A 12023-nucleotide genomic window follows, 5' to 3' on the forward strand; every position below is an offset into this window, starting at 1 on the left:
GAACGTCTTCAGATCTCGCCGCGGAGCTTCGCCAGGGCCTCGGCGAGGATGGCCTCGCCGTCCGCGTCGCTGCGGCGCTCACGTACGTACGCGAGGTGCGTCTTGTACGGTTCGGTGCGCGGCGGGTCGGGGGGGCTCTCCGGGTCCTGGCCGGCCGGGAAACCGCAGCGCGGGCAGTCCCAGGTGTCCGGTACCTGCGCGTCATGGGCGAAGCTGGGCTGCGTCTCGTGCCCGTTCGAGCACCAGAAGGAGATGCGGAGCCGTGGCGCGGACTCACCGCGCTCGGCCTCCCCCATCGGCCCCGCCCCGACCCGGCTTCCCCGGATCGCGTTGCCACTTGCCACGGTCGTAACTCCCTGCGTGATGGTGCTCGAAGATGCCCCAGTCTACGTAAGGCCCAACGCGCGTCCAGGGGAAGGAGTTACACCGTCACCGGGAAACGCGCACGACGGGTCAGTTGTCCAGCTTGATGAGCAGACCGAGCACCACGATGCACGCGAACCAGCCCAGCCCGACCACGACGGTGATGCGGTCGAGGTTGCGCTCGGCGACCGAGGAGCCGCCGACGGAGGACTGCATGCCGCCACCGAACATGTCGGAGAGACCGCCGCCCTTGCCCTTGTGCATGAGCACCAGCAGCATCAGCAGCAGGCTGAAGACGATCAGGGCGATCTCGAACCCCAGAATCACGGCTGGTCCCTACTTTCCGGAAATACCGACTGCTAGTGCGAACTACGGGGGCCGGGAGGCTGCCCTCCACGGCCCCCGCAAGGGTACGACGGATCCGCGCTACCGCATACTCACTGGTCGCGGAAGCGGACGATCTTGACGAACTCGTCCGCGTCGAGCGCCGCGCCGCCGATGAGGGCGCCGTCGACGTCGGGCTGGGCCATGATCGCGGCCACGTTGCCGGACTTCACCGAGCCGCCGTACTGGATGCGGACCGCGTCGGCCAGCTCCTGCGAGTACAGCTCGGCGAGGCGGACGCGGATCGCGCCGCAGACCTCCTGCGCGTCCTCCGGGGTGGCGACCTCACCGGTGCCGATGGCCCAGACGGGCTCGTAGGCGACCACGATGGACTCGGCCTGCTCGGCCGGGATGTCCTTCAGGGCGCCGTCGAGCTGCGCGAGGGTGTACGCGACCTGGTCGCCGGCCTTGCGGATGTCCAGGCCCTCGCCGACGCAGAGGATCGGGGTCAGGCCGTGCTTGTACGCGGCCTTCACCTTGGCGTTGCAGACCTCGTCGGTCTCGCCGTGGTACTGGCGGCGCTCGCTGTGGCCGACGGCGACGAAGGTGCACTTCAGCTTGGCGAGCATGGGGCCGGAGATCTCACCGGTGTACGCGCCGGAGTCCTGCGCCGAGATGTCCTGGGCGCCGTACTTGATCTTCAGCTTGTCGCCGTCGACCAGCGTCTGCACGGAGCGCAGGTCGGTGAAGGGCGGCAGGACGGCGACCTCTACAGCGTCGTAGTCCTTGTCGGCCAGGGCGAAGGCGAGCTTCTGGACGTGCGCGATGGCCTCAAGGTGGTTGAGGTTCATCTTCCAGTTGCCCGCCATCAGCGGGGTGCGAGTGGTCATGAAAGGTCAGTCCTCCAGAGCGGCGAGGCCGGGAAGCGTCTTGCCCTCAAGGTATTCGAGGCTGGCGCCGCCACCGGTCGAGATGTGTCCGAACGCGTTCTCGTCGAAGCCCAGGATGCGGACCGCGGCGGCGGAGTCGCCACCGCCGACCACGCTGAAGCCCGAGGAGTCGACGAGGGCCTGGGCGACGGCCCGGGTGCCCTCGGCGAAGTCGGGGTGCTCGAAGACGCCCATCGGGCCGTTCCAGAAGACGGTGGCCGCGTCGGCGAGCTTCGATGCGTAGAGCTTGTTGGTCTCCGGACCGTTGTCCAGGCCCATCTGCCCGGCCGGCATGGCGTCCGCGGGGACGGTGTCCGGGTGGGCCGGGGCCTTGGTCTTCAGGTCCGGGAAGGCGGGCGCGACGACGACGTCGACGGGGAGCACGAACTCCACGCCCTTCGCCTCGGCGCGCCGCAGGTACTCCTGGACCGCCGGGATCTGGTCCTCCTGGAGCAGCGAGCTGCCGACCTCGTGGCCCTGGGCCTTGAGGAAGGTGTACGCCATGCCGCCGCCGATGAGGATGCGGTCGGCGCGCTCAAGGAGGTGGTCGATGACGCCGAGCTTGTCGGAGACCTTGGCGCCGCCGAGGACCACCGCGTAGGGGCGCTGGACGTCGTCGGTGAGCTTCTTCAGGACGCCGACCTCGGTGGCGATGAGGTCGCCGGCCGCGTGCGGGAGGCGGGCCGGGAGGTCGAAGACCGAGGCGTGCTTGCGGTGGACGGCGCCGAAGCCGTCGCCCACGTACAGGTCGGCCAGCTCGGCCAGCTGGTCGGCGAAGGCGCCGCGCTCGGCGTCGTCCTTGGACGTCTCACCGGGGTTGAAGCGCAGGTTCTCGATGACCGCGACCTGGCCGTCGGTGAGCGCGGCGACGGTGGCGCGGGCGGACTCGCCGACCGTGTCGGTCGCGAACGCCACGTCGGCGCCGAGCAGTTCGCCGAGCCGGGTGGCGGCGGGGGCCAGCGAGAACGCCGGGTCCGGGGCGCCCTTGGGGCGGCCCAGGTGCGAGGCGACGACGACCCGGGCGCCGGCCTCGGCCAGCTTGCGGACGGTCGGGGTGACGGCGCGGATGCGGCCGTCGTCGGTGATGGTGGTGCCGCTCAGCGGCACGTTGAGGTCGGCGCGGACGAATACCCGCTTGCCGGCGACCCCTTCGGCGAGAAGTGCGTCGATCGTCTTCATCTGTCTGGACTCCTTGGAGGACGAGTGAGCATGCGAGGGGGCTCGAACAGCGCAGCGTCGCGCTGTTCGAGCCCCGTGCTCACATCGAGATGCCTGCCGGTGCGGCGGTGCTCAGAGCTGGCCGCCGACGAAGACGGTGAGGTCCACGAGACGGTTGGAGTAGCCCCACTCGTTGTCGTACCAGCCGAGGATCTTCACCGTGTTGCCCTCCTGGACCATCGTCAGGGAGGAGTCGAAGGTGCAGGACGCCGGGTCGCTGACGATGTCCGAGGACACGATCGGGTCCTCGGTGTAGTACAGGATGCCCTTGAGGTCGCCGTCGTCGGCGGCCTTCTTGAACGCGGCGTTGACCTCGTCCTTGGTGACCTCGCGCTGGAGGGTCACGACCAGGTCGGTGGCCGAGCCGGTCGGGACCGGGACGCGCATCGCGATGCCGTCGAGCTTGCCCTTGAGCTGCGGCAGGACCAGGGCGGTGGCCTTGGCGGCACCCGTCGTGGTCGGGATGATGTTCTCGGCGGCGGCGCGGGCGCGGCGCAGGTCCGAGTGCGGGAAGTCCAGGATGCGCTGGTCGTTGGTGTACGCGTGCACCGTGGTCATGAGGCCCTTGACGATGCCGAAGTTCTCGTCCAGAACCTTGGCCATCGGGGCGACACAGTTGGTCGTGCAGGACGCGTTGGAGATGACGTGGTGGCTGGCCGCGTCGTACTTGTCCTGGTTGACGCCCATCACGATGGTGATGTCCTCGTCCTTGGCCGGGGCCGAGATGAGGACCTTCTTCGCGCCACCGGCGATGTGCTTCGCGGCGTCGGCCTTCTTGGTGAAGATGCCGGTCGACTCGATGACGATGTCGACGCCCAGCTCACCCCAGGGGATGTCGGCCGGGTTGCGCTCGGAGAGCACCTTGATGGTGTGGCCGTCGACGGTGATGGTGTCGGCGGTGTGGCTGACCTCTGCCTTCAGACGACCCAGGATGGTGTCGTACTTCAGCAGGTGGGCCGTGGTCGCGGTGTCACCCAGGTCGTTGACAGCCACGATCTCGATGTCCGCACCCTGCTCCAGCAGCGCGCGGAAGTAGTTACGACCGATGCGGCCAAAGCCGTTGATGCCTACGCGGATCGTCACGAACCGATCTCCTCGTTAGGTACGCCGGTTTTCGACGCCGGCGAGTTGTATGGGATGTCCCCGACCGCCTCCGACCCTACCTCTCCGGAGCCGCCGGGGTGACATCGAGCGGTGCCGGTGGAACGCGCGAAGCCCGTACTCCCCAGTAGGAATACGGGCTTCCATGCGTCGTACGGCGCCTTCTGCGGCGATTACGCAGCGTCAACGGCCGCGGGACGGCGGGCCGTTCCCCTCGCGGGGCGCGTACCGCCGGTACGGCTCAGCCGACCAGGCCGTCGGCCAGCTCTTCGCTGAGAGTGGATTCCGTGCCGGGGATGCCCAGGTCCTGGGCCCGCTTGTCGGCCATCGCGAGGAGCCGGCGGATGCGGCCCGCGACCGCGTCCTTGGTCAGCGGCGGATCGGCGAGGGCGCCCAGCTCCTCCAGCGAAGCCTGCTTGTGCTCCATGCGCAGCCGCCCGGCCGCCGCCAGGTGCTCCGGGACCTCCTCGCCCAGGATCTCCAGGGCGCGGCCGACCCGGGCGCCCGCGGCGACCGCGGCCCGGGCGGAGCGGCGCAGGTTGGCGTCGTCGAAGTTGGCGAGGCGGTTGGCGGTGGCCCGGACCTCGCGGCGCATCCGGCGCTCCTCCCAGGCCAGCACCGACTCATGGGCGCCGAGCCGGGTGAGCAGGGCGCCGATCGCGTCGCCGTCGCGGACGACGACCCGGTCGACCCCGCGCACCTCGCGGGCCTTGGCGGCGATGGAGAGCCGGCGGGCGGCGCCGACCAGGGCGAGCGCGGCCTCCGGACCCGGGCAGGTCACCTCCAGCGAGGAGGAGCGGCCCGGCTCGGTGAGCGAGCCGTGCGCCAGGAACGCCCCGCGCCAGGCGGCCTCGGCGTCGCAGGTGGCCCCCGAGACCACCTGCGGGGGGAGGCCGCGGATGGGGCGGCCCCGGCCGTCGACCAGACCGGTCTGGCGGGCCAGCTGGTCGCCGCCGGCCACCACCCGTACGACGTAGCGCGAGCCGCGCCGCAGCCCGCCGGGGGCCATCACGATCAGCTCCGAGCTGTGCCCGAAGATCTCCAGGATGTCCCGCTTGAGCCGGCGCGCCGCCATCGCGGTGTCCAGCTCCGCCTCGATCACGATCCGGCCGCTCACCAGGTGGAGCCCGCCCGCGAACCGGAGAATCGCCGAGACCTCTGCCTTCCTGCAGCAGGTCCGGGTCACGGGAAGCCGGGAGACTTCGTCCTTCACCGCCGGCGTCATCGCCATGGGCCGATCCTTCCATGCATCCGAAAAATACGGTCGTACGCGGCGGCCAACAGCTCCGGATCATGGATCGGAACGCCGTCGGGTGAGGCCACGGGCGCCAGCTCGACCGCGGCACCGAGCCGTTTGGCTGCGTCGGCGAGGGACTCGCGGTCGGGCACGGCGGCCTCGTCGGCCAGCACCACGTCCAGGGCGAGTTTAGGGGCGTGTCGTCCCAAAACCTCCAAATGACGCTGCGGTGAGAAGCCATCTGTTTCACCGGGCTGCGGTGCGAGATTCAGCGAGAGGACCTTGCGGGCCTTCGTCTCGATCAGCGCGTCCAGCAGTTCGGGGACGAGCAGGTGCGGAATCACCGAGGAGAACCAGGAGCCCGGGCCGAGGACCACCCAGTCCGCGTCCCGGACGGCGGCGACCGCCTCGGGGACGGCCGGCGGGTCGGCCGGGACCAGGTGCACGGACTGCACCTCGCCCGGGGTGAGGGCGACGGTGGCCTGGCCGCGCACGGTGTCCACGTCCTCCGGGCGGTCCGGGTCGTGGCCCTTGACGAGAGCCTGGAGCTCCAGCGGCACGGCGGACATGGGCAGCACCCGGCCGTGCGCGCCGAGCAGCTTGCCGACCAGGTCCAGGGCCTGGACGTGGTCGCCCAGCTGTTCCCAGAGGGCGACGATCAGCAGATTGCCGACCGCGTGCTCGTGCAGGTCGCCCTTGGACTGGAAGCGGTGCTGGATGACCCGGGCCCAGGTCTGGCCCCACTCGTCGTCGCCGCACAGGGCGGCCAGCGCCTTGCGCAGGTCGCCGGGGGGCAGGACGCCCAGCTCCTCGCGCAGCCGCCCGCTGGAGCCGCCGTCGTCGGCGACGGTGACCACGGCGGTCAGATCGCCGGTGATCCGGCGCAGCGCGGTGAGGGAGGCGGACAGGCCCATGCCGCCGCCGAGGGCGACGACCTTGGGCTGGGCGCCGCGCTTGCGCACGGAGAAGGCGGGCGCCGTCCCCCGCAGCCGGCGCAGGCGCAGATTGCGACTGGTCACTCGCGCCCCATGTCCCGGTGTACGAGCACGGTCTCGATCCCCTCCGTGGCGAGCCGGGCCGCCAGCTTCTCGGACATGGCCACCGAGCGGTGCTTGCCGCCCGTGCAGCCCACCGCGATGGTCACATAGCGCTTGCCCTCGCGGCGGTAGCCCGCGGCGACGAGCTGGAGCAGTTCGGTGTACTGGTTGAGGAACTCCTTGGCGCCGGGCTGGTCGAAGACGTACGCGGACACCTCCTCGTTCAGCCCGGTGAAGGGGCGCAGCTCCGGCACCCAGTGCGGGTTCGGCAGGAAGCGGCAGTCGACCACCAGGTCGGCGTCGACCGGCAGGCCGTACTTGAAGCCGAACGACATCACCGTGGCGCGCAGCTCCGGCTCCTCGTCGCCGGCGAACTGGGCGTCCATCTTGGCGCGCAGCTCGTGGACGTTGAGGCTGGAGGTGTCGATCACCAGGTCGGCGTCGCCGCGCAGCTCGCGCAGCAGGTCGCGCTCGGCGGCGATGCCGTCGACGATGCGGCCGTCGCCCTGGAGCGGGTGGGGGCGGCGGACCGACTCGAAGCGGCGGACCAGCGCGTCGTCGGAGGACTCCAGGAAGACCACCCGGCGGGTGACGCCCTTGGCGTCCAGGTCGGCGAGGGATTCGCGCAGGTTGTCGAAGAAGCGGCGGCCCCGCACGTCGACCACGACGGCGATCCGGGCCACATTGCCCTGGGAGCGGGCGCCGAGCTCCACCATGGTGGGGATCAGCGCGGGCGGCAGGTTGTCCACGACGAACCAGCCGAGGTCCTCCAGACACTTGGCGGCGGTGCTGCGCCCGGCGCCGGACATGCCGGAGATGATCACCAGCTCCGGGATGGCCGCGGCGGCGTCGCCCGTCTCGGTCGGGGTGCCCGTACTCACGTGTGCTGCTCCGTCTGCTCGGTCCGTGCGGTCGTGCCCGTGTTCATGTTCCTGCTCGTGCTCGGTCATGTCGTGCTGCCCCCGTCGTCCTCTTCCATGATCTCTCCTGTGGCCGTGTTCACGGCGGGTGCGGCCGGGGCGGCCGCCGCGAGGGCGACGGCCACGGACTCCGCTGTCCTGCGGCCTATCCCGGGAACCTCGCAGATCTCTTCGATTGTCGCCTGCCGCAGCTTCTTGACGGAGCCGAAATGCTTGATCAGGGCCTGCTTCCGGGTGTCTCCGAGGCCGGCGACGGCGTCCAGCGGGCTGGCGCGGACGCGCTTGGCCCGCTTGGCGCGCTGGTAGGTGATGGCGAAGCGGTGCGCCTCGTCGCGGACGCGCTGGAGGAGATACAGGCCCTCGCTGGAGCGGGGCAGGACCACCGGGTCGTCGTCATCGGGCAGCCAGACCTCTTCGAGGCGCTTGGCGAGGCCGCAGACCGCGATGTCGTCGATGCCGAGCTCGTCCAGGGCCCGCTTGGCGGCGGCGACCTGCGGCTGCCCGCCGTCCACGACGAGGAGCTGCGGCGGGTACGCGAACCGCTTGGGGCGGCCGTCGTCCTCGCGGGACTCCCCGGCGGCCGGGGCGTCGCCGTCGGCCGGGGCTCCGGCGCCCGGGACCGCCGGGACGGGGCCGGTGGGCGCCGGGGTCTCCTCCCACTCCCCCGTGCGCTCCTTCTCCTGGAGGTAGCGGCGGAAGCGGCGGCTGATCACCTCGTGCATCGAGCGGACGTCGTCCTGGCCCTCGAAGCCCTTGATCTGGAAGCGGCGGTACTCCCCCTTGCGGGCGAGGCCGTCCTCGAAGACCACCATGGACGCGACGACGTCGTCGCCCTGGAGGTGCGAGATGTCGTAGCACTCGATGCGCAGCGGGGCGGTGTCCAGGTCCAGGGCTGTGGCGATCTCCTCCAGGGCCCGGGAGCGGGTGGTGAGGTCGGAGGCGCGCTTGGTCTTGTGCAGTCCGAGCGCCTGCTGCGCGTTGCGCTGGACGGTGACCATCAGGTCCTTCTTGTCGCCGCGCTGCGGGATGCGCAGGCTGACCTGGGAGCCGCGCCGGTCCGCGAGCCACTGGGAGACCGCCGCGGGGTCCTCGGGCAGGGCGGGGACCAGGACCTCCTTGGGGACGGCGTCGCCGCTCTCCTCCCCGTACAGCTGCTGGAGGGCGTGCTCCACGAGGCCGGAGGTGTCGACGTTCTCCACCTTGTCGGTGACCCAGCCGCGCTGGCCGCGGACCCGGCCGCCGCGCACGTGGAAGATCTGGACGGCGGCCTCCAGCTCGTCCTCGGCGACCGCGATGAGGTCGGCGTCGGTGGCGTCGGCGAGGACGACGGCGCTCTTCTCCATGGCGCGTTTCAACGCCTCGACGTCGTCGCGCAGCCGCGCGGCCCGCTCGTACTCCATCTCCTCGGCGGCCGCCATCATGTCCTTTTCCAGGCGGCGGATGTACGTGCCGGTGCGGCCGGCCATGAAGTCGCAGAAGTCGTCCGCCAGTTCGCGGTGTTCCTCGGGGGTGACGCGGCCGACGCAGGGGGCCGAGCACTTGCCGATGTAGCCGAGGAGGCAGGGGCGGCCGGTCCGCGCGGCGTTCTTGAAGACGCCGGCGGAGCAGGTGCGGACGGGGAAGACGCGGAGCATCAGGTCGACGGTCTCGCGGATCGCCCAGGCGTGCCCGTACGGACCGAAGTAGCGCACGCCCTTCTTCTTGGCGCCGCGCATCACCTGGACCCGGGGGAACTCCTCGTTGAGCGTGACCGCCAGGTAGGGATAGCTCTTGTCGTCGCGGTACTTGACGTTGAACCGGGGGTCGAACTCCTTGATCCAGGAGTATTCCAGCTGAAGCGCCTCGACCTCGGTGGCGACGACCGTCCACTCCACGGAGGCGGCCGTGGTCACCATCGTGCGCGTACGCGGGTGGAGGCCGGAGAGGTCCTGGAAGTAGCTGGCCAGGCGCTGGCGCAGGCTCTTGGCCTTCCCGACGTAGATCACCCGGCGGTGCTCGTCGCGGAATTTGTAGACCCCCGGGGAGTCGGGGATCTGTCCCGGCTTGGGGCGGTAGCTGGAGGGGTCTGCCATGCTCCCCACCCTACTTGCGGGCAGTGACAGCGCGGGGTGCGCGCATGGCGCCGCGCTCCGGGACGAGGGTGGGGAGCACCCGTCCCGGAGCGCGGGGTCGTGGGGGCCGGCCCGGTCGGCCGGCCCGGTGATCCGGCCCGGTCAGCCGGTCCGGCGGCGGTTCCTCAGGCGCAGGGCGGTGACGCCGCACAGGGCGAGTACGGCGACGGCTCCTCCGGCGGCCGCCGCCGAGCCCGCGGTCAGGGCGGTCCCGGTGGTGGTGGAGGCGGCGGCGGCGATGGCGGGGCCGGAGCCCTTCTTCGCCTCGGGCCCGTAGCCGCCGGCCTCGCCCTTGCGGGCGTACGCGGACCCGGGGAGCTTGTCCGCGTAGGCGGCGTGCACCCGGGTGCGGTAGGCGGAGAGCGTGGTGCCCTGCTTGCCGACCGCCCGGACGGCGTCCTGGTCGAGCGGGAGGACCCGGTCGCCCTTCTGCACGTACCAGGCGTCGATCTGGGGCTCGTGGAAGACGATGCCGCCGGGCAGCTTGCGGGCGCCGGCCGCGGTGTAGCGGGCCTCGTCGTCGCCGGTGGCGATGTTCACCACCCGCATCCCGCCGCTCCTGCCGGGCTCCGGCAGCGTCCAGAGCGATGCCTTCCGCCCGTCCGCGGAGACGGCGGTGCTGACCAGGTAGTCGAGGGCGGCGACGGGGGCGCCCGGCTCGCCCGCGACGAACTCGGCGGACAGGGTGTGCACGGGCACGGCCTGGCCCTGGATGCGGGGTGCGGCGGCCTTCTCGGTGACGGCGCCCTCGCGGGCGAAGAACCGGGACAGGGTCTTCAGGGTGGTGGCGTCGGTGGCCGCCTCGTGGGCTGCGGCCAGGGCGGCGGGACCGGCCTGCGGGCCGTCGGCGGCGGCCGCCTGCGGGGCGGCGGTGAGCAGGGCGGTGCCGGCGAGGACACCGGCGGCGGCCAGGGCGGCGGCGAGGGGGCGGCGGACGCTCCCGTTACGGGTGGTGGTCATGGCGTCACGCCCCGATCCGGTAGAGCGAGTGGGTCCAGGAGAACTCGCTGTTGTTCACGTACCAGGAGTGCGAGGCCCAGTTGTAGCGGTTGCTGGAGGGCCAGGGGTCGCCCCAGTAGACGAGGCTGTTGGCGTCGTCGTAGCCGTACAGGACGTGCATGTGGCCGCCGCCCGACGACCACTGGATGCGGGTCTCGACCGGGCGTCCGGCGGCTATCTCGGTCTGCACGGTGGAGTAGCGCAGCCAGCCGCTGACGTACGAGCCGGGGTTGATGCCCGCCCAGTACAGGGCGTTCTGCACGTTGTCGAGGGCGGCCTGCGAGTTGGGGCACTCGTAGCCCTGGGCGCGGTTGAAGGCGGCGTTGCAGAACTGGTTCTGGCTGTAGTTGCGGCCGTACCAGGTGGCGATGGTGTTGCCGGAGGCGGCCCAGCACCAGTTGTTCTTCTGCTGGGCCTGCATCGTGATGTTCAGCCGCTTGGTGGCGGCGAGGGCGGCCGTCGGGGCGGACGCGGTCCGGACCTGGGCGGTCGCGGTGGCGGTGGCGGCGGCGATGCGGGGCTGGTCGGCGGCGGTGGCGGTCGCCGTGGGGACGGCGAGCAGCAGGGCGGCCAGTACGGCTGTCACCGACAGTCCGGCCGGCCTGTTACCTGGGTTGCGCATGGCGTTCCTCCCGGGCGGGGGGCGGGGGGTGGGGGTTTCGAGGAGCGCGTCCGGACGCTGTGGAGGAGCATCAACCGTTGTCGGGGACGGGTCAACACGCTTGAATGCGGGTGAACACCGCGGTGTGAATGCCCGGGGCCGAGGTGTGAACGCGCGCCCCGGCCACCTGCGGACCGGCACCCGTCGGCGCGGCCCCGTGCCCGGCCGGCGTGAACGTTCACCTGGAGGACCCCATGCGGCACACCGAGGCCGAACTGGCGCAGGTGCTGCACACCGGCCCGTTCCACCTGGCCCTGCGCACCGCGCTGTCGGTGCGCGGGCTGCCGCTCCAGCGGGTCCGGCACCATCTGGCGCACCGGGGGATCAAGCTCGGCGTGACCAGCCTGAGTTACTGGCAGCAGGGCGCCCGCCGCCCGCAGCGTCCGGAGTCGCTGCGCGCCGTGAAGGCCCTGGAGGAGGTCCTCGCGCTGCCGGCGAACTCGCTGCTCGGCCTCCTGGACGCCGAGGAGCCCCGCCCGGACAGCGAGCGCCCGCCCGCGCGCACGTACCGCTCGCTGGTGGAGACGTCCGGGGTGGTGGAGCGGCTGCTCGCGGGGCTGGAGTCACCCGCGGACGGCGGGCTGCACACGGTGGGCCACCAGGAGCGGGTACGGATCGGGCCGGGGCGCCGGATGCAGCAGCGGGCCTCCCAGCATGTGGTGCGCGCCCACCGGGACGGCATCGACCGCTATCTCGCGGTGTACGTGGGCGACCCGGGGTGCGATCCGGCGCAGGTGGCGGTGAGCGCCCGGGAGAACTGCCGGACGGGCCGGGTCCGCTGGGACCGGGAGACGGGGGTGCTGGTCGCCGAGCTGTTGTTCGACACCCGGCTGCGGGCGGGCGACACGTACCTCTTCGGCTACGGCTTCGAGGACGGGACGGGCGGGCCGTGCGGTGAGTACATGCGCGGTTTCACCTTCGGCGGTGGGCAGTACGTGCTTCAGGTCGGGTTCGCCGAGGAGGCGCTGCCGGTACGGTGCCGGAGCTTCGCCCAGGCTTCGGCGGGCGCACCCCGGGGTGCGCGGGCGGAGCTGACACTGACCGGCCGGCACCGGACCGTGCATCTGGTGGAGCAGGGGGTGCGGCCGGGTCTGGTGGGGATCGACTGGGACTGGGAGTAGGC

At 71.7% G+C, this 12023-nt stretch carries 12 protein-coding genes; 1 reads left to right on the forward strand and 11 read right to left on the reverse strand.

Going from position 1 to position 12023, the window contains the following annotated elements:
* Window positions 1-8 precede the first annotated feature (8 nt).
* The 11 genes from OG338_RS05415 to OG338_RS05465 form a co-directional block, all read right to left on the reverse strand.
* The gene (locus OG338_RS05415; protein WP_073864697.1) at window positions 9-344 is read right to left on the reverse strand and encodes an RNA polymerase-binding protein RbpA; all 336 of its coding nucleotides are present in this window, start codon (window positions 342-344) and stop codon (window positions 9-11) included.
* Window positions 345-453: 109 nt separating this feature from the next.
* The gene (secG, locus tag OG338_RS05420; RefSeq protein WP_018104607.1) at window positions 454-690 is read right to left on the reverse strand and encodes a preprotein translocase subunit SecG; all 237 of its coding nucleotides are present in this window, start codon (window positions 688-690) and stop codon (window positions 454-456) included.
* A 110-nt stretch (window positions 691-800) separates the two neighbouring features.
* Window positions 801-1577 carry a triose-phosphate isomerase gene (tpiA, locus tag OG338_RS05425; protein ID WP_405936222.1) on the reverse strand — a complete coding sequence of 259 codons (777 nt, stop codon included), beginning with the start codon at window positions 1575-1577 and terminating at the stop codon, window positions 801-803.
* A 6-nt stretch (window positions 1578-1583) separates the two neighbouring features.
* Window positions 1584-2795: a phosphoglycerate kinase gene (locus tag OG338_RS05430; RefSeq protein WP_405936223.1), complete on the reverse strand. Its 1212-nt coding sequence runs from the start codon at window positions 2793-2795 to the stop codon at window positions 1584-1586.
* A 111-nt stretch (window positions 2796-2906) separates the two neighbouring features.
* Window positions 2907-3917 carry a type I glyceraldehyde-3-phosphate dehydrogenase gene (gap, locus tag OG338_RS05435; protein WP_405936224.1) on the reverse strand — a complete coding sequence of 337 codons (1011 nt, stop codon included), beginning with the start codon at window positions 3915-3917 and terminating at the stop codon, window positions 2907-2909.
* Window positions 3918-4176: 259 nt separating this feature from the next.
* Window positions 4177-5166 carry a DNA-binding protein WhiA gene (whiA, locus tag OG338_RS05440; protein WP_018104603.1) on the reverse strand — a complete coding sequence of 330 codons (990 nt, stop codon included), beginning with the start codon at window positions 5164-5166 and terminating at the stop codon, window positions 4177-4179.
* Entirely contained in the window at window positions 5157-6191 is a 1035-nt protein-coding gene (gene yvcK, locus OG338_RS05445; protein ID WP_405936225.1) for a uridine diphosphate-N-acetylglucosamine-binding protein YvcK, read from the reverse strand. Before yvcK ends, whiA begins: the two co-directional genes overlap by 10 nt.
* Window positions 6188-7159: an RNase adapter RapZ gene (rapZ, locus tag OG338_RS05450; RefSeq protein ID WP_405936226.1), complete on the reverse strand. Its 972-nt coding sequence runs from the start codon at window positions 7157-7159 to the stop codon at window positions 6188-6190. Before rapZ ends, yvcK begins: the two co-directional genes overlap by 4 nt.
* Window positions 7156-9201: an excinuclease ABC subunit UvrC gene (gene uvrC / locus OG338_RS05455; RefSeq protein ID WP_405936227.1), complete on the reverse strand. Its 2046-nt coding sequence runs from the start codon at window positions 9199-9201 to the stop codon at window positions 7156-7158. Before uvrC ends, rapZ begins: the two co-directional genes overlap by 4 nt.
* 141 nt (window positions 9202-9342) lie before the next feature.
* Window positions 9343-10200, reverse strand: coding sequence for a hypothetical protein (locus tag OG338_RS05460; RefSeq protein WP_405936228.1), 858 nt, complete (start codon window positions 10198-10200; stop codon window positions 9343-9345).
* A gap of 4 nt (window positions 10201-10204) precedes the next feature.
* Window positions 10205-10861, reverse strand: a complete 657-nt coding sequence (locus OG338_RS05465; protein WP_405936229.1) for a papain-like cysteine protease family protein — start codon at window positions 10859-10861, stop codon at window positions 10205-10207.
* 233 nt (window positions 10862-11094) lie between these two features.
* Between OG338_RS05465 and OG338_RS05470 the strand changes: the two genes are divergently transcribed.
* Entirely contained in the window at window positions 11095-12021 is a 927-nt protein-coding gene (locus tag OG338_RS05470; RefSeq protein ID WP_405936230.1) for a hypothetical protein, read from the forward strand.
* Window positions 12022-12023 lie beyond the last annotated feature (2 nt).

The organism is Streptomyces sp. NBC_00726, assembly GCF_045161735.1.
Classification (GTDB): domain Bacteria; phylum Actinomycetota; class Actinomycetes; order Streptomycetales; family Streptomycetaceae; genus Streptomyces.

What these genes read in the sequence shown, in the direction of transcription:
- tpiA (WP_405936222.1), bottom strand. Translation starts at nt 1,577, where the DNA reads ATGACCACTCGCACCCCGCTGATGGCGGGCAACTGGAAGATGAACCTC.
- OG338_RS05430 (WP_405936223.1), bottom strand. Translation starts at nt 2,795, where the DNA reads ATGAAGACGATCGACGCACTTCTCGCCGAAGGGGTCGCCGGCAAGCGG.
- whiA (WP_018104603.1), bottom strand. Translation starts at nt 5,166, where the DNA reads ATGGCGATGACGCCGGCGGTGAAGGACGAAGTCTCCCGGCTTCCCGTG.
- rapZ (WP_405936226.1), bottom strand. Translation starts at nt 7,159, where the DNA reads ATGACCGAGCACGAGCAGGAACATGAACACGGGCACGACCGCACGGAC.
- uvrC (WP_405936227.1), bottom strand. Translation starts at nt 9,201, where the DNA reads ATGGCAGACCCCTCCAGCTACCGCCCCAAGCCGGGACAGATCCCCGAC.
- OG338_RS05460 (WP_405936228.1), bottom strand. Translation starts at nt 10,200, where the DNA reads ATGACCACCACCCGTAACGGGAGCGTCCGCCGCCCCCTCGCCGCCGCC.
- OG338_RS05465 (WP_405936229.1), bottom strand. Translation starts at nt 10,861, where the DNA reads ATGCGCAACCCAGGTAACAGGCCGGCCGGACTGTCGGTGACAGCCGTA.
- OG338_RS05470 (WP_405936230.1), top strand. Translation starts at nt 11,095, where the DNA reads ATGCGGCACACCGAGGCCGAACTGGCGCAGGTGCTGCACACCGGCCCG.